General features: G+C 42.1%; 25 protein-coding genes and 1 tRNA gene. 10 read left to right on the top strand and 16 right to left on the bottom strand.

From position 1 onward, the window contains the following. Positions 1-70 precede the first annotated feature (70 nt). Positions 71-1,066: a diaminopimelate dehydrogenase gene (locus JMX94_RS10585; protein WP_201565314.1), complete on the bottom strand. Its 996-nt coding sequence runs from the start codon at positions 1,064-1,066 to the stop codon at positions 71-73. Positions 1,067-1,592: 526 nt separating this feature from the next. Here JMX94_RS10585 and rluF point away from each other — a divergent pair. Continuing rightward, complete coding sequence (gene rluF / locus JMX94_RS10580; RefSeq protein WP_201565313.1) at positions 1,593-2,591, top strand: 23S rRNA pseudouridine(2604) synthase RluF; 999 nt, start codon at positions 1,593-1,595, stop codon at positions 2,589-2,591. Between the two features lie 169 nt (positions 2,592-2,760). Beyond that, the gene (gene ppiC / locus JMX94_RS10575; RefSeq protein WP_201565312.1) at positions 2,761-3,039 is read left to right on the top strand and encodes a peptidylprolyl isomerase PpiC; all 279 of its coding nucleotides are present in this window, start codon (positions 2,761-2,763) and stop codon (positions 3,037-3,039) included. 312 nt (positions 3,040-3,351) lie between these two features. On the opposite strand, the gene JMX94_RS10570 is transcribed toward ppiC, so the two are convergent. From JMX94_RS10570 to JMX94_RS10535, 8 genes are all read right to left on the bottom strand, one after another. After that, positions 3,352-3,879 (bottom strand): peroxiredoxin, encoded by a 528-nt coding sequence (locus tag JMX94_RS10570; RefSeq protein ID WP_201565311.1) that lies wholly within the window; start codon positions 3,877-3,879, stop codon positions 3,352-3,354. Positions 3,880-4,049: 170 nt separating this feature from the next. Further along, a complete protein-coding gene (locus JMX94_RS10565; protein WP_201565310.1) occupies positions 4,050-4,685 on the bottom strand; it encodes a bifunctional 2-polyprenyl-6-hydroxyphenol methylase/3-demethylubiquinol 3-O-methyltransferase UbiG in 636 nt (211 codons plus the stop codon). A gap of 23 nt (positions 4,686-4,708) precedes the next feature. Further along, positions 4,709-5,782, bottom strand: a complete 1,074-nt coding sequence (locus JMX94_RS10560; RefSeq protein WP_201565309.1) for an HNH endonuclease domain-containing protein — start codon at positions 5,780-5,782, stop codon at positions 4,709-4,711. A 242-nt stretch (positions 5,783-6,024) separates the two neighbouring features. Next, positions 6,025-6,213: a transposase gene (locus tag JMX94_RS10555; RefSeq protein ID WP_201565308.1), complete on the bottom strand. Its 189-nt coding sequence runs from the start codon at positions 6,211-6,213 to the stop codon at positions 6,025-6,027. Between the two features lie 93 nt (positions 6,214-6,306). Next, positions 6,307-7,293 carry a DUF2939 domain-containing protein gene (locus JMX94_RS10550; RefSeq protein ID WP_201565307.1) on the bottom strand — a complete coding sequence of 329 codons (987 nt, stop codon included), beginning with the start codon at positions 7,291-7,293 and terminating at the stop codon, positions 6,307-6,309. A gap of 255 nt (positions 7,294-7,548) precedes the next feature. Then, positions 7,549-7,857, bottom strand: a complete 309-nt coding sequence (locus tag JMX94_RS10545) for a hypothetical protein (RefSeq protein ID WP_201565306.1) — start codon at positions 7,855-7,857, stop codon at positions 7,549-7,551. A gap of 22 nt (positions 7,858-7,879) precedes the next feature. Then, positions 7,880-8,053, bottom strand: coding sequence for a leucine-rich repeat domain-containing protein (locus JMX94_RS10540; RefSeq protein WP_227673613.1), 174 nt, complete (start codon positions 8,051-8,053; stop codon positions 7,880-7,882). Beyond that, complete coding sequence (locus JMX94_RS10535) at positions 8,050-8,736, bottom strand: leucine-rich repeat domain-containing protein (protein ID WP_201565305.1); 687 nt, start codon at positions 8,734-8,736, stop codon at positions 8,050-8,052. The genes JMX94_RS10540 and JMX94_RS10535 overlap by 4 nt, the downstream gene beginning before the upstream one ends. Before the next feature lie 837 nt (positions 8,737-9,573). Here JMX94_RS10535 and JMX94_RS10530 point away from each other — a divergent pair. Continuing rightward, entirely contained in the window at positions 9,574-10,833 is a 1,260-nt protein-coding gene (locus JMX94_RS10530) for a DUF4010 domain-containing protein (RefSeq protein WP_201565304.1), read from the top strand. Between the two features lie 571 nt (positions 10,834-11,404). On the opposite strand, the gene JMX94_RS10525 is transcribed toward JMX94_RS10530, so the two are convergent. From JMX94_RS10525 to JMX94_RS10515, 3 genes are read right to left on the bottom strand one after another with little or no spacing between them, the layout of a single operon-like run. Beyond that, positions 11,405-11,698 (bottom strand): hypothetical protein, encoded by a 294-nt coding sequence (locus JMX94_RS10525; protein WP_201565303.1) that lies wholly within the window; start codon positions 11,696-11,698, stop codon positions 11,405-11,407. After that, the gene (locus tag JMX94_RS10520) at positions 11,695-12,918 is read right to left on the bottom strand and encodes a site-specific integrase (protein ID WP_201565301.1); all 1,224 of its coding nucleotides are present in this window, start codon (positions 12,916-12,918) and stop codon (positions 11,695-11,697) included. Before JMX94_RS10520 ends, JMX94_RS10525 begins: the two co-directional genes overlap by 4 nt. A 16-nt stretch (positions 12,919-12,934) precedes the next feature. After that, the gene (locus tag JMX94_RS10515) at positions 12,935-13,150 is read right to left on the bottom strand and encodes a hypothetical protein (RefSeq protein ID WP_011513303.1); all 216 of its coding nucleotides are present in this window, start codon (positions 13,148-13,150) and stop codon (positions 12,935-12,937) included. Positions 13,151-13,346: 196 nt separating this feature from the next. Between JMX94_RS10515 and JMX94_RS10510 the strand changes: the two genes are divergently transcribed. Next, positions 13,347-13,574: a helix-turn-helix transcriptional regulator gene (locus JMX94_RS10510; protein WP_062536160.1), complete on the top strand. Its 228-nt coding sequence runs from the start codon at positions 13,347-13,349 to the stop codon at positions 13,572-13,574. Between the two features lie 429 nt (positions 13,575-14,003). On the opposite strand, the gene JMX94_RS10505 is transcribed toward JMX94_RS10510, so the two are convergent. Beyond that, a tRNA-Gly gene (locus JMX94_RS10505) sits at positions 14,004-14,078 on the bottom strand. Positions 14,079-14,338: 260 nt separating this feature from the next. On the opposite strand from JMX94_RS10505, the gene JMX94_RS10500 reads away from it, so the two are divergent. Continuing rightward, entirely contained in the window at positions 14,339-16,003 is a 1,665-nt protein-coding gene (locus JMX94_RS10500) for an alpha-keto acid decarboxylase family protein (RefSeq protein ID WP_201565300.1), read from the top strand. Positions 16,004-16,127: 124 nt separating this feature from the next. Here JMX94_RS10500 and JMX94_RS10495 read toward each other — a convergent pair whose 3' ends face one another. Both JMX94_RS10495 and JMX94_RS10490 read right to left on the bottom strand, forming a co-directional pair. After that, positions 16,128-16,967, bottom strand: coding sequence for an IS3 family transposase (locus JMX94_RS10495; protein WP_227673612.1), 840 nt, complete (start codon positions 16,965-16,967; stop codon positions 16,128-16,130). Beyond that, on the bottom strand, positions 16,955-17,476 hold the full coding sequence (locus JMX94_RS10490) for a helix-turn-helix domain-containing protein (RefSeq protein ID WP_201564789.1): 522 nt from the start codon (positions 17,474-17,476) through the stop codon (positions 16,955-16,957). The genes JMX94_RS10495 and JMX94_RS10490 overlap by 13 nt, the downstream gene beginning before the upstream one ends. 219 nt (positions 17,477-17,695) lie before the next feature. Here JMX94_RS10490 and JMX94_RS10485 point away from each other — a divergent pair, with 219 nt between their 5' ends. Then, positions 17,696-18,031 (top strand): GlpM family protein, encoded by a 336-nt coding sequence (locus JMX94_RS10485; RefSeq protein WP_201565299.1) that lies wholly within the window; start codon positions 17,696-17,698, stop codon positions 18,029-18,031. 344 nt (positions 18,032-18,375) lie between these two features. Next, a complete protein-coding gene (locus tag JMX94_RS10480; RefSeq protein ID WP_201565298.1) occupies positions 18,376-20,166 on the top strand; it encodes a potassium/proton antiporter in 1,791 nt (596 codons plus the stop codon). Between the two features lie 49 nt (positions 20,167-20,215). Here JMX94_RS10480 and JMX94_RS10475 read toward each other — a convergent pair whose 3' ends face one another. After that, positions 20,216-21,115, bottom strand: a complete 900-nt coding sequence (locus JMX94_RS10475) for a LysR family transcriptional regulator (RefSeq protein WP_201565297.1) — start codon at positions 21,113-21,115, stop codon at positions 20,216-20,218. 228 nt (positions 21,116-21,343) lie between these two features. Here JMX94_RS10475 and speB point away from each other — a divergent pair, with 228 nt between their 5' ends. From speB to JMX94_RS10460, 3 genes are all read left to right on the top strand, one after another. Continuing rightward, positions 21,344-22,312 (top strand): agmatinase, encoded by a 969-nt coding sequence (gene speB, locus JMX94_RS10470; RefSeq protein ID WP_011513879.1) that lies wholly within the window; start codon positions 21,344-21,346, stop codon positions 22,310-22,312. Between the two features lie 121 nt (positions 22,313-22,433). Next, the gene (locus JMX94_RS10465; RefSeq protein ID WP_201565296.1) at positions 22,434-24,176 is read left to right on the top strand and encodes a 5-guanidino-2-oxopentanoate decarboxylase; all 1,743 of its coding nucleotides are present in this window, start codon (positions 22,434-22,436) and stop codon (positions 24,174-24,176) included. A gap of 136 nt (positions 24,177-24,312) precedes the next feature. Next, on the top strand, positions 24,313-25,249 hold a 937-nt coding region (locus JMX94_RS10460), incomplete at its 3' end, for a YjiH family protein (protein ID WP_201565295.1).

Here is a 25,249-nt window from a genome sequence, read left to right as displayed (position 1 = left end):
AAAGCACCAAGCCATTAAGGTTCGGTGCTTTTTTTAGCTCAGCTTTTTATTTATAGTCTAGCGCAGACATTTACAGCAGCTCTTTACGCAGCTGAGCTGGAGTCTTAGGAGATAATAAGCTAGGTGCGACGTCGAGTACGGTTTTCGCACCGGTCTCACCTGCCAAGTTCATTTTATAGGCGGCGCGGGCATAGGCCACGAGCACGCTAGAGGTAAACTCAGGGTTACTGCCGAGCTTTAATGAAAACTCTAATACTTGATTATTCTGCTCATCATCCATGCCACTTACACCACTGCGAATCACAAAACCGCCGTGGGGCATTTTTTGGTGTTCATGCTCAAACGTTGGTTGGTCGATAAAGTGCACCTTGGTATCGTAGTCGGCAAAGTAGTCCGGCATGGTCACGATGGTGTTGCGTACGGTATCGGCGTCTGCGCCATCTGCTAATACAATATAACATTCGCGGGTGTGTTTCTCGCGGGTACTCAGCGTTGGCTGCTCGCCATTTCGTACCCGTGCCATGGCAGGTTCTGACGGAATGGTATATTGCACGCCTGACTTCACACCATCTACGCGGCGTACCGCATCTGAGTGGCCCTGACTTAAGCCCTTGCCCCAAAAGGTATAGGTTTCGCCAACCGGTAAAATGGCTTCGCCGTATAAGCGGTTGATGGAAAACAAACCGGGATCCCAACCGACGGACAACATGGCGACTTTGTTGGCTTTCTTGGCCGGTGTATCAAGTGCTGCAAAGTACTCAGGAATCTTAGCGTGAGTATCGAAGCTATCGACAATATTAAATAAACCAGCCAACGCTGGGCCTTGCTCAGGCAAATCAGACTTAGAGCCGCCACATAATATCAGCACATCTATCTCGTCTTTATATTGAGCAATATCGTCCATGGCGTACACGGGTACGCTGTCGTCAATCAGGGTGACGGAGGCAGGGTCTCGGCGGCTGAATACACAGACTAACTGCATGTCTGGGCTTTGTTTGATCGCGGCTTGCGCGCCGCGGCCGAGGTTGCCGTAACCGGCGATGGCGACTCTAATTATTGGGGTCATTATGATTAGCCTTACGTTGGTGTAGCGGACAGTCACTTACTACTGGTGTGATAAGTATCAAGTAGCACATGCTATCTAATTAGTACTTGTTGTGCAATAAGGGTTTGCAGTAAGTTGAACGGTAATACATTGATGGTTTACACAAATGGCATCTATTTTAGAGGATTACTATAACAAGTGATAGGGTACTGTCATACTAAATTTGAACTGCGTTTTAGATGCTCACAAAGATGTATGGCGTAGGGTGGGGCGAAATTTTCTAGTGAAATTAAATCAGAATCTCTCTAAACTGACATCGATTAACGTTTATTACTATAACTTAAGCGCAGTAATGGTCACGGCCATGAGACTACTTGTACCTTTAAACAATGAGCAATAAACAATGAGCAATAGGTTTTTGCCCATCTCTCCTGAAACGTGAACTGAATTTACTATATAATGTCAGCCATCTCGTTGTTGATAATCCATTCAGTTGAGGTCTTTTTCTTAGTAAGAAAGACTTTCTATTAGTTAAAAACGGTGCTTTATGTTTAACGCTTCTTCGACTCGCTTAAATAAATACATTAGCGAAAGCGGTATTTGCTCCAGGCGCGACGCTGATCGCTTTATTGAACAAGGTAATGTGTACGTCAATGGCAAGCGTGCTCAAGTAGGCGCGCAAGTAGTTGCTGGAGATGTAGTAAAAGTTAACGGCCAGCTTATTGAGCCACGGGAAGCAGATGATTTCGTTTTTATTGCGTTGAATAAACCAGTAGGCATTGTGAGCACCACAGAAAGCTCTGAGAAAAACAATATCGTTGATTCTGTGAGACATAGCGACCGTATTTTTCCGATTGGGCGTTTGGATAAAGATTCCCAAGGTTTAATCTTTTTAACGAGCAATGGCGATTTGGTTAATAAGGTGTTACGTGCTGGTAATAACCATGAGAAAGATTATGTGGTGACGGTAAATAAGCCGATAACGGATAGTTTTATTGAAGGTTTAGCCGGTGGCGTACCTATTTTGGGCAGGATGACAAAAAAATGTCCGGTCACTAAGGTGTCGCCTAACGTGTTTAACATCACGCTAGTGCAAGGTTTAAATCGTCAAATTCGCCGTATGTGTGAGCATTTTGGCTATGAAGTCGTGAAGCTTGAGCGCACACGTATTATGAATGTGAGTCTTAAGGGTCTTCCCGTTGGAGACTGGCGAGATTTAACCCCAAAAGAGATGGCTGTTTTACTGAAGTCTATAGAAGACTCTTCTTCAGAAGACAGTACTGCTGCTAAGAAATCTCGTAAGGCGCCACGAAAAAAACCTCGTACGGATACTTCTTCAAAGTCAAAAGAATCTTCAAAACCAACAGGCGCAGCAAAGGGAAATGCGAAACATCCCAAAGATGGTGCTAGAAAGCCAGCGGGTTCTAAAGGTAAAGACAGGCGTCCTTTTGGTGATAGCAAGAAGCCTGCTGGCAAGGGTAAACCTGCTGCAAATGGCAAGCGCCCTGCAAAAGGTCGAGGTTCTTCGCGGTCCTCAAAACGATAGATTGATAGGTAGTGGCAGCGCCACTCAAAAGGCACCAATTCTCATCCAAAGAGTAGCGCCTGTGTGGATAATGACTTTTGATGCAGTAGCGCAGTCAAGTTAGGTCAGCAACCAAGGTAAGTAGTGATATAATGCCCCGATAATCGATATTTTATGAAGGGTTTACATTATGGCTCGTACCGCTAGCGCATTACACATTTTAGTAAAAGACAAAGAGCTGGCTGACGACATTATTGCCAAGCTTAAAAAAGGTGCCCAGTTTGATGTGTTGGCTAAGAAGCACTCAACCTGCCCATCCGCTAAAAAAGGCGGCAGCTTAGGTGAGTTTAAACAAGGTCAAATGGTACCGGCATTTGATAAAGTCTGCTTCAATGGCGAACTCTTCACCCCACATTTAGTGAAAACCAAGTTTGGCTGGCATGTGGTTAAAGTGCTTTATAGGACGTAAGCGTTAGAGCCTGTAATGGCATAAAAGCTTTGAGCTGTTTTTAATAGATGATGCACAAGAAAAGCTAGACAACTCAAGCTGTCTGGCTTTTTTTACGGTTAATACTTATCTGTTTGCCAAAAATCATGCTCACATTGTCACTATCCCCAAAAACAACACCGCTCATCGATAGAAATTTTTATAACAAACATAAAAAAATAGCGTAGCCCTTATACTTAAGGACTACGCTGTTCTACAGTTTTTAAATATCAGTATGTGAGCATCTATAGACGCCCGATAACACTTGATGACAACAGTCAAGCGTCAACGCTGTTAAGCATTACTTTTCAAATACGCTAACATGGTGTCTGCATCTGATACTTCAAACGGGTCAGTTGGGCAGTTGTCGTCAAAACCAGCTTCCTTAAATACTTTTTTGATGGCTTTATTGTCGACATACATCGAATAACGCCATGAGCGCATACCAAAGCCAAGATTACTCTTATCAACAAGCATGCCCATTTTACGAGTGAACTCACCATTGCCATCAGGAAGCAAGAAAACGTTTTCACGGTTTTGCTTTAAGCCCCATTGGTACATGACGAAGGCATCATTGACAGAAATACAAACGATTTCATCTATGCCTAACGCCTTAAACTCATTGTAAAGCTCTTCATAGCGAGGTAGATGGCTGGTCGAACACGTTGGCGTAAAGGCACCTGGTAATGAGAACACAACCACTTTTTTATTGGCAAATAACTCATCTGTGGTTAAGTCTTGCCATTTAAATGGATTGTCTCCTCCGATAGATTCATCACGAACACGAGTTTTAAAAGTCACATCAGGTACATGGGTAATCATTATTTACTCCGATTTAGGTTATTGTCTTTTTGTTTTGTAAAATACTTCACTTATATGATAATAGTTATAGCAGTTCATAAGCAAATCTTTAAGCTGATAGTCACTATATAAGCTATCAAAATAAATGAGAAGCCCAATCCAAAAATAGACTGTGTGAGAATTTAAGTTTGTTATCGCTTAATCATAATATTAAACCACTTTTCATCTCTATCTACTCTTTGGTCGTTGGTAAGCCAAATTTCATCTTTGAACTCATGGTTGGTTTTTTGCTTGATAGTTTCCCAGCGTTTTTCATTCATATCGCAAAAAAAGCGGTTGTCTTTCACGTGCTCATTATCGCCATATTTAAACGATGCGTAAAAAACTCCATCATCAGTTAGCATGTGTCGCAACCCATCTATTAATTCAGGCAGCTCCTTATAAGGTACATGGAGTAATGAGGCGCATGCCCAAATAGCGGTAAATTGACGTTGCCAGTTTTTTTGGATAATATCTTGAAAAGTAGCGCAGTGCCACTCAATCGTATCTTGATAGTCCCTGCGCTTTTGAGCAGCTGCTTTTGCAAGGTCAAGTAATGCCGAGCTACTATCAATAGCAGTAACATTGAAGCCTAAACTGGCAAAATGCATACTGTCACGACCTGAACCGCAGCCTAAGTCTAGTATATTTTGATTGCTTATTGGTCTGACAGGTAGATTATCTATAAAGGGTTGATATAGCAGACGCATATTCACATCGATGGTTTGCTCGATGAATGAGTGTGCATTACTATTATAAAAGGCTAGGGTGTTTGATTGGTTTATCATAGGTTATATATCGCTGTTTATTATCAGAAAAGACTACAGCCTTGTTGTTTAGGTTGCCAAACATGAATCAAACGTTCTTTTGAGAAGTTAAAGGACTTTTGCAAAAACTGTTGACGCATCTTTTCATTCTTACCCGTTTGATTGATTAAAGTCTCACGTAAGGGGTGGTGACTGCCAATCAAATATTCGTTGCGTGTGTGCAGTCTTTTTAATAATTCAGTATTAGGTACTTGAGCAGATTTACCGTCTATACCACGGTTACAATCAGAGCAAGCAAGCACTAGATTCCAAACGCCATCGACATTAACCGGACGACAGCAACCAGCGGTTGCTACTTGGGGTTTTAAAGTGTGCGGAAAAAAGTGGTCAACGTCTGCTAGCATCAGGTCATTAGGAGCAACACTGATTTCTGTAAAGCAATAAAAGCATCTGCTCTTTTGATAACCGTTTAGGGCACCTCTTGAGCTGGTGATATCGATGCGGCGATGTTTAGTATCTTGAGTAAATAGCCGCTTGGTATCCTGGTCAAATTCGACTGCAATTAAACCTTTACCAATATTGAGCTCCCATGCTTTTTCCACCAAATTCCAACGTGATTCTGTCTCAAAATTCAAATTTTCAGCCGAGTGATCAAACACATAGAATAATTTAAATAAGTTATCTGTTAGACGTATACCTTTATTATGTTTGCGCTCATCAATAAAAAACTCTTCATCAATCACATCATAAAACCGTTCTTGCACTGCTTTAGTATTGACCACATGAAATGCGTCCAAAACGTATTTAAATCCTTCTTTATTCGTAATATCAATAAGTTCGTCTTCGCTAATCTGATGATGGTTGAATTGAATGCAAGCATTGATAAACTTACCACTACCAAAAGTGCTTTGTTTAGGACTGTGTTTTAGGTGTTGACACAGGTGCATGGCGTAGGGCAGTGCCAAATCTTCTAATGAAATTAAATCAGAATTTCTTTCTAAGCTAACGTCGATCAGAGCTTTGGCAAGCGCGAATTTATAAGAAGCTGTATTTCTACCAAACAAAATAATCGCTCGCCAGTAGTTTTCTAGCGTGGGTTCAACGTCTATAAAGTTCATGAATGGCTCAGTCTGTCGTTAATTAGAATGGACTGTAGTGATAGTCGACTCTAATAGTACTATAACTTTAACGGTCGAAACGAGCTTTTAGTTTTAGAAGTAGGGCACAGTTTGGGCACCAAATGGGCACTGCACCGAAAACGAGCTTTTTGATTGAGTAGCTAAACTTAACTGGATTAGAAAAGATATTTCGAAATACCTTCTACAAGCCTTGAAAGTTGGACAAAAAAAAGCCTCACCGCTCATATAAAGAGTAGTGAGGCTTTCTTTTCATGCTTAGGATAGCCAAGATGGTCTTCCATCTCAGCTCCTAGTGCAGTGTCGATAAAGGATTGCATGAGCTGCTTTTGAAAGTCTTTGATGTCATCAAAGCTGTTCATGCTACCAGCCATTTGCTCGGCCAGTTTCTTAATGTCAGATTGGGTAGTCATTGCTTATAATCCATTATCAATCAAATAAGCCACCTTAGCATTTTGCAAGGTGGCTTGGTTTTTTTACTGGAGCTATGATCCATCTACTATTCACTAAGTACAGTTGCTCATATACTGTGCTTCGGTTAAGTCTGGGTTACGACAGTCTTTCAATCCATCATACCCATCGTCATAACCTGAACGTTCAATAATGAATTTACGTAAATCAGACTCTGTACCACCACCAAGTGTAAAATCGTTTAATAAATCTATCATGTCTTGTGATATCTCAATATCATTGTCAACGAGATAATCAATGTGTGCCGCTTGTGCTGGTGTTAGTGGCCCTGTTATCTCTACAGCATTAGCGCCTGTTCCGTTATTATCGTCGTCGTCACTTAAAGCATCATAAGTAGTCTCACTTACGTCTGATGTAGTATCAGTATCCTGCTGTTCATCTAGATTTTGGAATACATCATCGTAGGTTTCACTTGTATCCTCTTCTTCAGCCCAATCTAAATCAGCGACAGATGATTCTGCGACTTTGTTGTTAGATTTTTTATCCTTTGAGTCTAAAGAAAAATTAATTCTTGTGACTTTCCAGCTTAGCCAATCTCTATGCATGATCACATCTAATGATTCATTCGGATCATCAGCATCAATAATCTGAACTTTGAAACGATTAAAGGATAGGTAGCCAGCTTTATAATCAATATCCTCGTTTTTGGCTTTAGGCTTATCTTCAGGCGTGTCATTATTTAAGTCAAAATCTAGTTTTTGCCCTTGGAGCATGAGTGCTACACCATCTGGCGTTACTAAACCATCAATGAGTGGATCTATCATGGCAGCGGCTAACATGGTGCCTAATGCCTCAAACCCATCTTGCTCATCACTTGCAGCAAGCTCCTCAACCATGGCCGCTTTAACTTGATCCTTCATGCTTTGCTTAACGCTAGGGAAATCAATATAGCCTGAAAGTTTATCGGCATCTCCTTGTTGAGCAGCATTTTTAATATTGTTTAGAACAAGATAGGGGGATGCATAAAGGTAGATTGCAAATATAACGAATAACCCAACTAGCCAAGGTAAAAACTTTTTCAAAATATCTCTCCTGAATCCCTAGTAATATTAGGGCTTGATAAAGCAGCATTGGATTATTAATTGGCTTAGATTCTTATAATTGCCGGTATTACTTACGTCAAATTTTGTACTGATTAATTCTTACATGCCAGTAATAATCAGTAATTAATTTTAACATTAGTAAATATCTAAAACAATTTGATAAACTTTTATTTGCAGATCAGCTCGACCTCATAAATATGATTGTTATCTTCGATGAATTGAATCATGGTTTAGTCAGTGGTCGAGCTCCGTCTGGGCGGAAAAAGCAGTAGCCTTGCGTATAATCTCGTTGGTTTGCTTGAGCTGTTTGTTCTCACGTTCAAGCATCTTTGAGGCGCTCTTTGTTACTTTATGCTTATACCGTTCCAGGAATGATTTGATCGATGTGCTTTTTATGCCACGATCGTAGGGTTTCAGGTGTGCAGCCAATCTTAGGGCGATGGCTTTAACAGCTGACCAGTTGGATGGATAGTCGCATGCCGCTTCAATCAACATGCGAACGGCGCCTTCTTTAATTTCGGGAATGTAGTTTCGTGTTTTCATTGTCGTATTCTCTCAGTTCAAGCTAGTTACCACCCACACTACCCAAAAATCGACTGACAGCTTCTGATATATCCGAGAGAGAGTTTTCCGTGACATCGAGCTGCTCCAATGCTTTTAGATTGGTAATACTATCAGGCAAACTTTGTAGGCCATTATGATAGAGTCCAAGACTTTTTAATTGATGTAGATTGCCTATAGAGCTTGGCAGGGTTTGAGATCAGAAGCACGTATCTCTAGTTTTTCAAGGTTTGTTAAATTTCCAATACTATCAGGCAAAGCTTTCAACGATTCATTGGCATACAGCTCAATACTAGTAAGCTTGCTTAGATTGCCAATAGAGTCTGGTAACTCCTGAACCTTAGATCCCCTCATATCAAAATGGGTAAGAGATGAGAGATTCCCGAGCTCATCAGGAAAACTCTCTAAGCTTTTTGAAAGAATCTTAAGCGATTTAAGGTTCTTTAGTTGACATAGTACTTTTGGGAATTCAGTGAAATCGCAGTTCATATAAACCAGCGTCTCTAAGTTATCTAGTTGAGCAATCTCGTCCGGCAACTCATTAAAACCTCTGAGTCTAAGATACTTTAGATTTTTTAAATGGCCGATAGCGCCAGGTAATGGCTCAGTAGACTCACTTTCGCTTTGTAATACTGACTTATTATCAATATAACTATAACTCGTTGATTTTCCATATCCCAAATCCAGTCGCTCTAGCTGGCGTAACGCTTCAGGTTCACGAGGGACGCTGCTATCAGGGCTGCCTGATATATTATGGTTGTCAATCCAGTCCCATATCTCTATCATCCAGTCTTCAACGTGCGTATCTTGATTGATATTTGTATTGTCATTTTGGTTGGTTTTATCGCTATATGCTGTCATAAGATTACCTTTTAATGCCTGTTAAATAATGAGAGCTAAATGAGGTGAGTGCATTCAAATTCTTAGCTGGTTTTACTGTTATGCGTCAAAATGCAGATTAGTTGGGCACAGTAATAAAACCAAGGTAAGCCATATTCTTAACATAGCTTGGACTATCAGTGACTGAGACTGATAAAGGTTTATGAAGCTGTTTGGAGGGCTTGCTTAAAAAAGTGGAATAGCAGAAAGCGCTCATAAGACTCAGTCGCTGAGTATGAGGAAAATCATTAAAAAGTATAAGAGTTGGAATCAATTGACTAGAAGTAGTCATAAAGAAATCTCCTGTTGCTCTGTCTGTGTCAAATTGAAACGACACAGTCACCTTACAGAGCAAAAAGGAGTTGTGCGTTTTACCAGTCTTTGTTTTTCATCGCGCTGGAAGTAGCGGTAAACCCACGATGTTTTTTTATGATAGCAAGCGGCTTATTATTTGTCAAAAGCTAGATTGAGCTATTCTGAAGAAACTCTAGAGAACAATGGCAATATCTTAGCGACTGCAAAGCAGTTAAGATAGCCATGGAAACCTTATCTAACTGGCAGAATAAAGCGAATGAAGGCTATTGTATTGTGTCAGCGTGCTGAGTCTTTGATAGTACTGGGGCAGTCTGTTATAAATGTTTCCATTAGAGCAGTCTATTTTAAGTGGTCTATTAACAGGTTTAAGAGGCTTTTTAGGCGGTTCCCTTGGGCTATAGATCGCCAAGACAGGTGTGGCTTGATTTTTATCGTCATGCTGCGTAATCAAAATCTCCCAAGTTCAACTGTACGGATTTGACAGCAGGGATCATAGAGAGTGGGATGAATTTCATAATAGAGAATACATTTACGATCGAATCTGTCCAAAACTTAATGACTGCATCTACTGCAGCACTAGGTTGTGGACTACTCATTGGTCTAGAAAGAGAGCGTAGCAAACAACGTGAAAATCAACACAGCTTTGCAGGTATTAGATCTTTTGCAATTTGCTCTTTATTAGGGGCAATTTGTTTTTCTTTCGGTTTATTTATGGGGCTCATAGGAGCATTGATAGTAGGTGGTATAACTATCATCTCTACTAATAAACAAATTGAAGATCCAGGTGTAACCACTGAACTTGCTTTTATACTCACCTATTTTATAGGTGGACTATGTTTATGGCATATTCCTTATGCAGCGGCACTTACAGTTGTCCTTACCTTCCTTCTAATGACAAAGCATTCAATGCATGGAGTAGCGGTTAGATGGATTACTGAGCGTGAATTTAAAGATGGTATCTTTTTACTGGCCTTACTTTTAATTGCACTTCCTTTAACTCCCGATAGGGATCTTTGGGGTTCAGTACTAAATCCCTATATTATTTTAAAATTATTGATATTGATTTTAGACATTCATGCTCTAGCACTTATGGAAAAGATGCTTCTACCATCACGCCACGCCCTGTTTTTATCTGCTTTAGCATCAGGATTTATATCCAGTACAGCCACGATTGCAAGCCTTGGAATAGAAGTTCGTCAGGGTCGTGCAGATGCAAAAGAAAATGCTGGAGCTGCCCTTATATCCTGTGTCGCAACAGTGGTACAGCTTCTTATTATTGTTGCAGGTGTAAGTTTTAGTTGGCTTAAAATCTTATTATTCCCCTCTATTATTGCCATGATAGTTTTAATTATTCCTGGGATATGGTTGATGAGAAAAGCTCGATCCGAAGAGAAAGCTAAGTTAACTGATACACCGATGTTTAGTTTAAAAGAGGCAGGTATCATTGTAGTGACACTTACTATCATTCAAGTAATTGTTTATGGTTTAAGTTTATGGCTGGGTGACGCCGGTCTTATTGCAGGAACCGTACTGAGTTCTATGTTTGAGGTGCATGCAGCAATGGCTGCTGTAGTCATGCAAGGGAACCCAACCAACCCTATTTTATTGCTCGCCTTATTATTGGGTTTAGCGACACATGCAATTTCTAAATCAATTAATGCGGCAATTACGGGTGGTTTTCAATACGCACTTGCTTTTGTTCCAATCCAAATTATTCACATGACTGTTTTAATTATCTTGATATATACCATGACGAATAATTAAAAAATTTCTCTCATTTATTGGTGTAATGGACATTTTTCATGCTGATACAGGGTCTAATGTGTAGTGGCATAATAAATTAGGACAGTGCATAAGAGGTTTATACTAACCCAAAGAAGGAAAATAGTATAACCAGCAAACGTAACTCTAGTGGCACACTAAATTTGGACTGTGTTTAAAAGAAGAAATGCTGCGCACGAAAAAGCCAGACAACCTAAGCTGTCTGGCTCTAAAATCTTGAAAGACTTATCTATGATTAGGTTCCCGCCACACAGCATGCTCACATACCTCACAGCACCAACTCTCTTTTGAGCGCATATAAGGGATGTCTGCTGGTATCTGCAGAGGGCACACATAACCACAGTATTCGCATCGCACATCATCTAAATAAGCAAAACACTCACCGATTGTCTCAAACAGTACTCGAGTGCTTATTCTATACTTCTCACAGATGGTTTCTACATGCACGATATAATCACTTGCGTTATCATATGACCAGTAATCCTCACAGATTCTTAAATCGCGTGCGTTCTGCGTCATATTCGGCTGAAGCTTTACACTCATCACATTCTCCTTAGTAGCCGCCATAGCCAGAGTGCGGTAATAGCTCGTAAAGCTCGCTCTGAAGTTGATAACGCATATCCTCAATCACATAGTCAAGATTCACATCCAAGCGCTTCTGCACCCATATACGCAGTGCCATATCGTTATCAAAGCAGCGCTTCACTCCCAAGAAGCGAGCAAGGTTATAACCCGATGAAACATACAACTCACGCATCAGTACATTAGCAATCTCATTCGCATCATCACTGATTGCACCGTCAGGTTTAAACTCGCTAAACAGCTCTTCATAATTGATAATTGTCATAGTGACGTCTCCTTGTCAGTTTGTGCATTAGAGCTATTCAATGCGCTGGTTAACTTCTCCTTGCTCGCGAGTAGCAAGTTATCCATCGCTGAGCCATCCTGACGGGTGATATCAGGCACATAGCGGCTATACACCCGAAACAGCATCTCAGTACTACTGTGACCCATCTGCCGGGCTATCCACTCAGGATTCTCACCAGCAGCGAGCCAAAGCGTCGCTGCCGTGTGCCGAGTCTGATAAGCACGCCGATGTTTCAGGCCGAGTAGGGCAAGCGTGGGTTTCCATACCCGCCGGTTCACATTGCGATACTCCATCGGATTGCCTTGTGAATTGCAAAACACAAACTCTGACTTACCAAAGGTGCGTGCCTTCTGCTCTAGTAGGGCGTCATAGACCAACTGCGACATCGCAATATCACGTTGTGAGCCTAACGTCTTAGTCGGGCCCATCTCCCCATTCACTAATGCACCACGGATACTGATTTCACGCCGATCAAAGTTAATGCAGTCCCACTTAAGCCCATCGATCTCACTAGTTCGCATCCCGGTAAAAAAGCGAATGGTGTAGTAGGGCTTATAATCCGCACGGACATGTTTTAAAATCAGCCATACCTCAGAAAGTGTAAAAGGATGTACATCCGGACGAGCTTGCTTGAGATTCTTAATATTTTTATAAGGCATCTCAAACTCATGGCGATCTGATGCTTCTTCTAGTATCATACGAAGAAGTATCATGATCTGGTTGATCCGTGCTACTGACAGACTTGACTGACCATCTTTACCGTAACGAACTTTGGCGAGAGAGCTACGGAAGGTCAGCAAGTCTGGTTTTTTTATCGCATGTACTGCTTTACCACCAAACTCAGGCAACAAGTACTTATCAAGAATAATCTTTATTTTTTGCCGATAGCTTGGCCGCCATTCAATTTTCTTCTCCTCATACCAAATATCGACAAACTGCCTAAAGGTTGGGTTACGACTGATACAAGCTTCCGCTCTATCAGCCAGTGCTGTCATCTCTTTTAAACGCGTACTCTTTGGAAAGTAAGCACCATAGTCAAAGATGCCTAGGGTTATTTCTGCATCTATCTTTTTCAAAACAGTCGCTAATTTTTTTCTGTTAGCTGGGTTATCTTCCAAGCTAGTCTTTTCTCGACAACGTATACCTAGGTAGTAGAAGTCAGCGATTAGTTTGCCAAACCGTCCTTGTATAGTAGCCATGATAAATCTCCTTCTATTATTGAAGTGCCATACCGTTGATAGCGCTCATAACCGGCTTGCACATATCCTCTTCGATACGCTCCCATACATACAGAATCTTACGGCCACCAAAAGGGCGTATGTAGTGAATGTTTTCAATCAAAACGGTGTCTTTCATTTGATTGCGGATAGTACGTGCGTCGTATTTGATACGTTCGGCTAACTCATCAGTTGTTAAATAAGTATTGCTCATGATATTTACCTCTTTTCAGTTATTAAGTAATTGCATTAAGTGATAGAATAAAAATTATTTTATCAACCTGTAAGAATGCACCTTGAAGTAATCAGTAATTATTTACCCGCTTAAAGGTAATTAATAATCGATTTGTGTACTATATTATCTTTTTACCTCAATGTAAAGCATTTTTACCCGAAAAGAGGTAGTAATTATGATTGTGTCTAAACTCCCTGTTATTCTGGCAGAGAAAAAACTGCGTGTAGCAGATGTTGTAAGAGCAACAGGCATGAGTAAATCAACGCTTCATAAACTATATAATGAAGAGTCCTCAAGAATTGATTTCAATACTATCGACCAGTTATGTGAGTTTTTAGACGTGCAGGTAGGTGACTTATTTATTTACAAGCCAAATATTAAAGATGATGATGAAGAGTCTTAAAAATCTATAAAACTGAAAATATATGTGCAGAGAAATAAGTGGCAGAGCGATATATATAAGACGTTTCAAGGTGTGAAATTAAGGTTGGGGTTATTATTAATAATTGCTTTTTCATGATTTGGTCACGTTTTGGTCACGCTATGAGCTCAACATACAAAAGCGGTAAAAAAGGAAAAGCGATGTTAAGAAAATATTTCTTAGCATCGCTTTTTATAAAGATAAGAATAATAAGTTGGGTTCAATTACGAAATCAGTGTTTATAGCGTGGGCACGAAATGGTCACGTTTTGGTCACGGTGCTGATTTTTGAGCTTTTAATATGTTAGATAAACTTAGCAATTAGACTGAATAGCTAATACTGGAAAACGCTGTAGCCCTTAAAACTCGGACAAAAAAAAGCCTCACTGTTAAGTGAGGCTTTTTAAGTATTTGGAGCGGGAAAAGAGATTCGAACTCTCGACCCCAACCTTGGCAAGGTTATGCTCTACCACTGAGCTATTCCCGCTAATTATCAATTAACTATCATCAGTTGATGAAGGCGTATTATACGCAGTTTTTCGAAGGTGTCAATACCTATCACGAAAAAAAGTAAAAGTTAGCACATTAGCTATGTCATCCGCCCCTCATCGTATGTTATAACAGATAGTTGTATTCTACATTCCAAAAGCTTTGCATTAAATAAATAAGCTGGGATGCGGTTTATAGTGAGCAACCATCATATACACCATTATCAATACTTATAATGATAAGTCATAAGGATAAAAAATGAGTCAACAATATACAATCGCTGATTACTTATTTGATCGTATCGCTGAAGCGGGTGCGACAGAAATATTTGGCGTGCCCGGCGATTTTAATTTAACGTTTTTGGATAACGTGATTGCTTCTGATAAATTGCGCTGGGTCGGTAACACCAATGAGCTAAATGCTGGTTATGCTGCTGATGGCTACGCACGCGAGCGTGGCTTTGCCGCTATGGTGACCACCTTTGGCGTGGGCGAGCTGTCGGCAATTAATGCCACGGCAGGCTCTTTTGCCGAGTATGCACCGGTACTGCATGTGGTCGGTGCACCAAGCACGGCGCTGCAAGATTCAAAACGCCGGATTCACCATACATTGGGTGATGGCGTATTTAATCATTTTATCAAAATGGTTGAACCCGTCACCGTCGCGCGCGCGCATATCACGCCTGATAACGCGGCCTCTGAGATTGATCGCGTCATTCGCTTGATTCTTAAAAAGCATCGCCCCGGCTATTTATTATTATCACCAGATGTGGCGAAAATACCGATTTATCCACCAACGACCAAGCTTGATGACAGCCAAGAAGATATTACTAGCCAAGCAGCGTTGGCCGACTTTAAACAAGCGCTAATAGAATTTTTACCTAACAAAACCACCACTTTGATGGCAGATTTGATGGTGCATCGTTTGGGGTTACAAAATCAGCTAAAAGCCTTAATCGCTGATACCGACATTCCTTATACCACGCTGTCATGGGGTAAAACCCTGCTTGATGAAAACAGTGAGCGTTGGGCGGGTACTTATGCAGGCGTGGCATCACGTCCTGTGGTTAAAGACGCAGTAGAAAATTGCGAATGCTTAATTAAAATCGGCGTGCAATATACCGATACTACCACCGCAGGTTTTAGCCAAGATATTGATGAAAAAGTCGTGGTCGATTTGCATTATGAGCGTGCGTCTATCAGCGGTCGAAACTTTGCACCGATTGCACTAAAAGATGCTCTGCAAACCCTGCATGAAGTCATGACCTCGGGTATTGAGATTGTGCCCAAGCAATTCTGTAAAGAGATGAAGCCGCATGAGCAAAACGGCAAGGATGATGAGCCGATTCGCCAAGATGACTTATGGCATATCATCGCTGACTCTCTCGATGATAAAAACCTCGTGTTCTCTGACCAAGGTACGGCGTACTTTGGTATCAGTGATGTGCGTCTGCCAGAAGGCGTGACGTCTTATGGGCAACCGATGTGGGGTTCAATCGGTTATACCTTACCAGCGAGTTTGGGTGGTGCTATTGCTTCACCGCATAAGCGTAGTATCTTATTGATTGGTGATGGCTCTGCTTTATTAACGGTACAAGAAATCGCGGTAATGATTCAAGAGCGCATCAATCCGGTGATTGTACTGATTAATAATGACGGCTATACCGTTGAGCGGGCGATACATGGTGAAAACCAACGCTACAATGACATTCCTAAGTGCGATTGGCAAATGATGCCAAAAGCCTTTGGTGCGACGGAAGAAAATAGCTTAATTATGAAAGTGGAAACCGCTGGCGAATTAAAAGCGGCGTTGAAAAAAGCCGCTGCCACCAAAGATAAGCTGGTGATGTTAGAAGTGATAGCAGATAAGCATGATATTCCACCATTATTGGCTGATATCAGCGCTGCCCTTAAACCTAAATAGCCTAAGTAATATAAAGGGTTTTAAATTAAAATAGATTAACACTTAGTAATCACTTTATTTATTAAAAAAGCTTATAAAAAAATCCCTGTTTGTGAACTGACCCCCAAATGTTGGACGGTTTAGTTTATAACAAGGACTGAGTTCTGTATTGCACAGGACTCAGTCCTTTTAATTTAAGTTGAATACGCTCATGATTATAATAATGCATATACTCATGAATCTGTTTCTCTAACTGCTCAATAGTTTTCGGTTTCTCAATATAAATCGTCTCGCACTTCAGCGTACCGAAGAACCCCTCCATCAGTGCATTATCTAAGCAGTTGCCTTTTCTGCTCATACTTTGCTTAATTCCATGCTGTTTAAGCGTCGTGCTAAACGGTTTCATTTGATAATGCCACCCTTGATCTGAATGCAGCATTAATCTCTTACCACGGCACGCCTTTGTCTTATCAAAAGCACTAGCTAGCATCTTACCAACTAAGTCATAAGTGGGTCTCTTTGAGAGCGTATAGGTGATGATCTCATTGTTATAGCAATCAAGTATGGGTGACAAATACAGCTTATCATCACCCACCTTAAACTCAGTAATATCGGTCAGCCAGCGCTTATTTGGTTTATCTGCATGAAACTGGCGCTTTAAATAGTTCTTCGCAATCTTGCCTTGTTGTCCTTTGTAAGATCGGTACTTCTGACGTCTTATCTTTGCGCTAAGCTTCATGTTACGCATCAGCTTAGCGATGAGCTTATGGTTATGATAAACCCCTAACTGCTTTAGCGCGGCCGTGACTCTACGATAACCATACCTGCCTTTATGCTTGTGGTATATCTGAGCAATATGATGTTTTAAGTCTGCATATTTGTCTTTAACATCAAACTGACACCTATGGTAGTAAAAGACACTCTTAGCCATCTTAGCGATGTTTAGCAAAGCAGATAAAGGGTGCTCTTGTCTTAGTCCTTCGATGAGCCTTGCTTTTTCAAAGCTTGTTTCTTCTTCTGTTTGAGCAAGGCATCCAGCTTTTTTAGGTAGGCGTTCTCCGCACGTAGGTACTCATTCTCACGCTTAAGCTCTGCTAGCGTCTTTTCATCATCTGGCTTGTCTGTAATAAAGGGTTTACTCATGGCGGTTCTACCTTTAGGTTTGGATATTAGTCCAGACATACCATAAAGCCGATACGCTTTGTGCCAGTGGCTAATTAAGGCCGGTGAGCTGATGTTAAACGTTAGAGCGACCTCGGATTGACTTAATCCTTCCTTAAGCATGGTCGTAATCACGTGATGTTTAAACTCACTGCTGTATTTGGCCTTACTTGTCTTTGGCTTAATGGCATCTATGCCACCGCTTTGGTATTGTTTAACCCATTTTTGTACAAGTTTCGAATCTACTTTAAACTTCTCACTTGTGGCAAGTCCGGTATGTCCTTGCCGATAGTATGCGATGACTTTTATCTTAAAGTCTAGGTCGTAATGCATAAAAATACCCCATAAGTTGTGTCCAACTTATGGGGTTCAGTTCATTGGCGTCATGCTAAATAGGGATTTTTTATGTTGTAGTATGGCAATTTTTATAACATTAATAATTCGCGTGGCTAAGGTTCTACAGCGCTAATGATTTATTATCGACCATTTTGCGTGGAGTATTCGTTATCATGCTAAATTATGCGATTAACACATGATAGGAGATGGGCCGTCATGATTTGGCTAAAAATGCTTATTGGCGCTTTGATGGTATTACTGATTCAACTTTTTGCGCAGACGCGCTTTTTTTATCTGGCAGCATTGGCACCGCTGTTTCCCACATTTACCTTAATTAGCCATTTTATTGTTGGCACTGAGCGTAGCCCTGCTGACTTAAAGGTAGCGTTGATTTTTAGTATGTTGGGTGTCATTCCGCACCTTATTTATACCTTGGTGGTGTTTTTTAGCATCAGTTATGTCAGCTTATATAAGGCGCTTTTATTGGGCGTGGTCGCTTGGACAGTGGCAGCGGCTATCTTAGTGATTGCATGGCAATACATTCAAGCTTAATGGTGATTTAAAAACGGCAATATTTTCTACCATTCAAACAATAGAGTAAAAGTGGCTTTTTATAAACTGATGTTTTATAAACTGATAAAGCAAATGAAACGATTAATAAATGACTAATAAAGGATTTTAAGACGATTGCTATGAATATAGGTTCTCTAGCTTTGGTCAACGATGTTATTCTTAAGGACGGTTTTATTATTTTGTCTGCAATATCAAACACGATGCTATCCGCCGCAAAATAAGGTCAATATCAATATCAATATCAATATAAAGATTAGTACTTAGATCAATACTATCGCAATCATTCCACTCGTTATCACTGATAAAATAGGGCTTAAAAAAAGATGGATACCTTAAATATCCTGTATCTCGTAGGAGCAGTTTTAATTTTTGCCAGTATCATGGCAAGTACGTTATCGGCGCGTTTGGGCGTTCCTCTTTTGCTATTGTTTTTAGTCGTTGGGATGTTGGCGGGTGAAGAAGGCCTGTTAGGTATTGAGTTTTCTCAATACGGTCTTGCGAACTTTGTCGGGCAAGCGGCATTGGCTTGTATTTTGTTAGATGGTGGACTGCGCACCTCTTTTAAATCTTTCCGAGTCGGGCTAAGACCAGCCATCACGCTTGCCACGTGGGGCGTACTGGCGACGGTCATGATACTGGGTGTGTTTGTCACGTGGCTACTCGATGTCGATTGGCGCTTTGGATTATTGATGGCGGCTATTGTCGGTTCAACCGATGCGGCAGCGGTATTTTCATTGCTGCGTAATGGCGGGGTTAAGCTTAACGACCGCGTCCAAGCGACGTTGGAGCTAGAATCCGGTGCCAATGACCCGTTAGCCATTTTATTGGTAACGGGGTTGATTGCTTTAAATGTTGACCCTGCCGGACAGACAGTATTTGGCTTTTTAGGCTTGCTATTACAGCAGCTTAGCTTTGGCCTCGGTATGGGCTTGCTGTTTGGCTATTTATTGTCAAGGTTATTGCCCAAGGTACATCTGGCAGAAGGCATGTATGCCATCTTAATACTATCGGCTGGCTTGGCGGTGTTTGCAGCGACCAATTTAATCGGCGGTAGCGGGTTTTTAGCCGTTTATCTTACTGGGGTGCTGATAGGCAACCATAAAGTACGCTCAACCGAGCATGTTATGCGGGTGATGGATAGCTTTGCTTGGTTATCACAAGCGGTCTTGTTTGTGGTGCTGGGTCTATTGGTCACACCATCAAACGTGCTCAATGTTTGGTATTACTCGGTCGCCATTGCCGCCTTTATGATTTTGATTGCCCGTCCTATCGCCGTTTATAGCAGCGTTAAACCTTTTAAATTTAAAGACAGAGAAATTGGCTTTATTTCTTGGGTTGGCTTGCGCGGTGCTGTGCCTATTACCCTTGCTATTTTACCGGTGATGGCAGGTATTGATGGCGCCTTTATGTTGTTTGATATTGCCTTTGGCGTGGTGGTTTTATCTTTAATTTTGCAAGGTACGACCATTCCCTTTATGGCCGATTTATTTAAAGTACGTATCCCCAATAATAAAGACCCCGAAGAAAAGCATGAGGTTTGGGTATCGGACAAAGCGAGTATTACGTTATATCAGTTCCAAGTAAAGTCAGGGGCGTTTGCGATTGGTCGCCATCCGATGGGCATCTCTAACCGCGTCAACCCTGATGAGATTAGCGTGTTTGCCTTGGTACGCGGGCAGCAGATTGTCATTGTCGATGAAAATACCAAGCTCAAATTCGGTGATAGTGTCTGGTATGCCATGCGCGGTAATCATGCCAGTCAGATAGCTAAGATTTTTAATGATACAACCTTAGACCGTAAAGCCATCGATGACTTTTATGGTGATTGGCTACTATCACCGAGTGTTAAACTGGGCGATTTGCCATTTTTTACCGGTGTAATGACTTCTGAGTCTTTGGTCGATAAGTTAAAATCCAAACCAGAAGACCACGAAAAAAGCATGTGGGAGCAAACGGTTGCTGAATACGTCAAAGACAGCTTGGATATGGCGCCGGTATCGGGTGACACGGTGGCGATTAATGATGAATGGTCACTGGTTATCAAAGAAGTCGATGATAAAGGTAAGCTTAGAACCATAGGCTTAAAACGCGAAGAGCTACCCAAGGCGGGGTAGCTGTTTGCCGTTGTTATTTATCGTTATTGTCTATACAAAGCTCGTGATTCTATAAAAGCCCCGTCATTTGCTGTAGAAAATCAGCGACGTGCTTATGCAGATTTTCTCGATAAGCCCAATGATGCTTGACCTCATAACTTGCCTCATTGGGCAACAGTATTTTCATCATCCCCATCTCTTCATAACGCTTTGCCAAGTCATTGGGCAAGTAGCCGACATGATGACCCGCCAAAATCAACTGCGCGGTCGCCTCCATATGGTAAGTGGTGGCGCTTAACGTTTTTGGGCGGACATGATTGATACTCAAATCGGTAATATAACCTCGTTTTATCCAAGGATAATTTTGTTCCAAATCCTCAAAGGTTAAACCGTCTGCCTCATAAAATAGCCGATGCTCGCGTCCGCAGCAGACGACTTGCTTTTCGATAAATGCTGGCTGGAAGGTCAATAGGGGTGGAAAGCTGCCAAAATAGCCCACGCCAATATCACTTTCATTGCTAAGTAACTTGTCGAGCATACTCTCAGGGCTCTGCACATCGATAGAAAAATGTATCAATGGATTATTACGATAGCTTGCTGCCAAGCACTGACGTAACGCATCATAAAAAACCGTCGGCATTTGATCGATAAGACATAACCGAATATGACCGCCGCGTACCGAATCTAATTGCCGAATATAATGCAATTGATGCTGAAAGCTTGCCACCGCTTCGGTAAAACTTAAGCAAGCCTCGTAAACCGCGGCACCGTCCTCGGTGAGCTTAAAGCCCGCGCGCCCACGATGACAAAGTGTCATACCCAAACGATCTTCTAAATGCGTTAAATGACCGCTAATGACAGACGGCGTGACATTTAAGCGCGACTGCGCGGCGGTCACACCTTGACACTCCACGATGGCCATAAAGCTCCGCAGGGTTTTGATATCAATTTTTATTAATTCATCTAGCATCGAAAGTCATGTCCCCGTATCTATTGTCTTAACCGATTTTTTTATAAAACTTCTATAAATAACGAATAAATCAAAGTTACTACGAAAAATCAGAAGTTTACTTCTAAATTTTACCATGGTCTCGCCTCTGATATTTAGGTATTGTCAGAGCTATAGAAAAAGTGACATAGACAAAAAGTAATATAGACAAACTGTCTGTTTTGACCAATCGATACAAGGATGTGAGTGATGAAATTCAATCAACCATTAAGCGGCAACGATATGCCAAGATTTGGCGGCTTCGCTTCTATGATGCGCCTGCCAACCCAAGCCGACGCTGAAGGACTGGATGTAGCATTTGTTGGGGTGCCTTTAGATATTGGCGCCTCAAACCGTAGCGGTGCAAGATTGGGACCACGCCAGATTCGCGATGAATCACGCATGATTCGCCCTTATAACGTCGCCACTCGCGCAGCTCCCTTTGAGTCCTTACAAGTCGCTGACATTGGCGACGTGCCTATCAATACCTTTAACCTGCTAAAAAGCGTCGATATTATTGAGAAATTCTATACCGATAAAATCGTCAGTCATGGCGCTATTCCTTTAACGTTAGGCGGTGATCATACCATTGCCTTGCCTATCTTGCGTGCGCTTGCCAAAAAACATGGCCCTGTGGGTATGGTGCATATCGATGCGCATGCCGATATCAATGATGAGATGTTTGGTGAAAAAATCGCCCATGGCACCCCGTTCCGCCGTGCTGTCGAAGAAAACCTCATCGATGGCAATCGTGTGGTACAAATTGGCTTACGTGGTACAGGTTATAGCGCTGAAGAGTTTGATTGGTCAACCGAGCAAGGTTTTCGCGTAGTGCCTGCTGAAGAATGTTGGTATAAATCACTGACACCATTAATGGCAGAAGTGCGCGAAAAATTAGGCGCTGGCCCTGTTTATTTAAGTTTTGATATTGATGGTATTGATCCTGCTTTTGCACCGGGTACGGGAACCGCTGAAATCGGTGGCTTGACGTCAACGCAAGGTATTGAAATCATTCGCGGTATGCGTGGACTTGATGTGGTCGGTGGCGATTTGGTAGAAGTGTCACCGCCGTATGACCCGTTTGGTAATACCTCTGTATTAGCTGCGAACTTATTGTTTGAGATGCTATGTATCCTACCGGGCGTGCGCTATGACGATAAGGTTAAAGCCATTTATTGAGCATGACCTATAATTCCAAACTGTGCTTTATAAGGAATTAAAGGGCAGTTTGGGTTTAGCTTGGATTTGATACTGAACGACTTATTTAATTGCTATTGAATTTTTTTAGGATGATTAACTCATGACGCATTCTCTACAAACGCCTTCTTCATTGCCAAATTCCGCGCCAACTGCCTCATCTCTAACTTGTGGTGAGCTGCTTGTTCAGTGGCTAGAGTATTATGGGGTGGAGACGGTATTTGGTATTCCGGGCGTACATACGGTCGAGCTATATCGTGGCCTGCCCAATACCGATATTCGCCACGTGACACCGCGTCATGAGCAAGGTGCAGGCTTTATGGCCGATGGTTATTACCGCGCTTCTGGTAAAGTCGGGGTGTGCTTTATCATCACCGGTCCCGGCATGACCAACATCATGACGGCGATGGCGCAAGCATTGGCAGATTCTATCCCGATGCTAGTGATATCTAGTGTCAATAAAGTGCAGCATACTGGTAGCGGTGAAGGGCACTTGCATGAATTGCACGACCAGCAAGGTATGGTCAGTAAAGTGGCGCTTATGAGTAAAACCGTCTGGCAACCTGAGTCATTACCAAAAGTCATCGCCGAAGCTTTTGCGTTATTCAATGGCGCGCGTCCAGGGCCGGTGCATATCCAGCTGCCCATTGATGTGATTACCGCCGATCCCAGCCATGCCGCCAAGCCGCCTGAGCTAAATAAGATAGATGCTTCTCTAAACAGCCAATCTACTAATAATATTTTGACGCAACTACAAGCAAATAAACCACTACCTCATCCTGCGCAATTGGATTTGATTATTGAGCAGCTTAAAAGCGCAAAAAACCCAGTCTTACTTTACGGCGGCGGCTGCGTTGATGTTAATCATGACGCACAAAAATTGGCAGAACTTATCGATGCGCCGACATTTTTGACCATCAATGCCAAAGGTTTACTGCCACCTGCTCATCCGCTGAGTTTGGGTAGCAATCAGTCATTGGCTGTTGGTCGCGCTGTCATTAGCGAGGCCGACTTAGTATTGGCGATAGGTACTGAGCTTGGCGAGACTGATTATGACGTCTTTTTTAATGGTGGGTTCCAAATCAATGGCACGCTGATTCGTATCGACTGCGATGCTCAGCAATTACAGCGTCCGTTTAGAGCAGATATTGCGCTATTGTCAGATGCGCAAATGGCTATCAGTGGTCTATGTACGCGCTTAGAGAATCAACCGCTGAATCATCAAGCCGCACCGCTAGTAGCAAAGGTAAAGCAAGCGTTGATAGAAGAGATGACGCCAGATTTTGCTGGTCAAAACGCACTGCTACAGCTGATTCGAGATGAAGTAAAAGACGTCATTTTCGTTGGCGATTCAACCCAACCTGTTTATAGTGGCAACCTTGGTTTTGAGGCTTTAGCCACGCGTCGATGGTTTAACTCATCGACTGGCTTTGGTACTTTGGGTTATGGTCTGCCTGCTGCGATTGGTGCCATGATTGGCTCAAAAGCGCCAGTTATTAGCCTGATTGGCGATGGCGGCATTCAGTTTACCATCGCAGAACTCATCTGCGCCGCCGAGCTTGAGCTGCCATTGATTGTGCTGTTATGGAACAACCAAGGTTATGGTGAGATTCGCCGCTATATGGAAGAGGGTGGCCTGCCACTGATTGGGGTCAATATTAAAACCCCGAACTTTGAGCCATTAGCCGCAGGATTTGGCGCAGGTTATCGTCGAATCACGGATAAGCAGCAGCTGCTCGACGCATTGCAAAAGGACATCAAAGGCAAGCAACCGATGATTTATGAAGTTGATGAAGCTGACGAATTTCTTCTTGAAATTGGCAAGAGTTTTGCCTGTTTTAGCTGATGTAATCAAGCATCATTTACACGAAAAATAACTAATAAAACGGCATTCAACTATTTGCTCAATTCGCTAAAACTAGGGATAGGTCAGACAGCGAAAGGAAGAAATTTGGCGATCGTCGCCTATCAAGGAGGATTAAATGACGAATTATATCGATAAGTCGCAGCAGCCGATTTTGGGAAATGACCCTGTCGATCTAGAAACGCCGCAAGGGGCGCAGTGGCAAGCATCCATGTGGAAGTTTTTGCTATTTTCAGCGCTGGGTATGGCATTATTTATCATACCTTTTCAGTGGGATGGCAAAATCACCATTTTACTGGGCGTATTAACCGATACTCTGCAAGCAGTGCTGGGAGGTTATGTTGTTTACGCGGTATTGGCAATTGTGACGACATCCTTTATTGGGGCGCTGGCAGTTAAGATATTAAGACCCAATTTGCATGAAGGCTCTATGTGGGCAAAGCTTTTTGATGTGGACTTGTTTTGGCTCGGTGCGCGCTTTTTGGGCGCCCTGTTTGCATGGATGATTTACCTACAAGTTGGCCCTGAGTTTATTATTAACCGTAATACCGGCGGCGTGATTTTTGAAGACCTGATTCCTATTTTGATTCCTTTGTTCTTTTTTGCCATTTTATCTTTACCGTTTCTGACAGATTTTGGTTTGATGGAATTCTTGGGTACTTTATCCAGCAAAGTCTTTGTTAAATTGTTTAAGTTACCCGGTCGCTCTGCGGTCGATGCGATGTCTTCTTGGTTTGGTGCCGCTTCCATTGGCTTGCTGGTCACCATGCAAGAATACAATAAAAGCTACTATAGTCTGCGTGAAGCGGCGATTATTGCCACCACCTTTTCGGTAACGTCCATCGCCTTTACCTATGTCGTTGCCAAAACCATCGGCGTCGATAATAACTTTGTTTTCTTTTATCTAACCATCGCTTTAACTGGCTTTATTGCCGCTATTATTATGCCGCGCATACCGCCGCTATCGCTAAAACCTGATACTTATCACTCGGGTAAAAGCATGCTGGATGAAGGTATTCCTGCTGAATACTCTACCTACCAATGGGCGGTCAATC

Source organism: Psychrobacter sp. CMS30, assembly GCF_904846565.1.
Lineage (GTDB): Bacteria > Pseudomonadota > Gammaproteobacteria > Pseudomonadales > Moraxellaceae > Psychrobacter > Psychrobacter maritimus.
The sequence above is the reverse complement of the archived record's forward strand: the minus strand, read 5'-3'. Positions and strand labels throughout refer to the sequence as shown.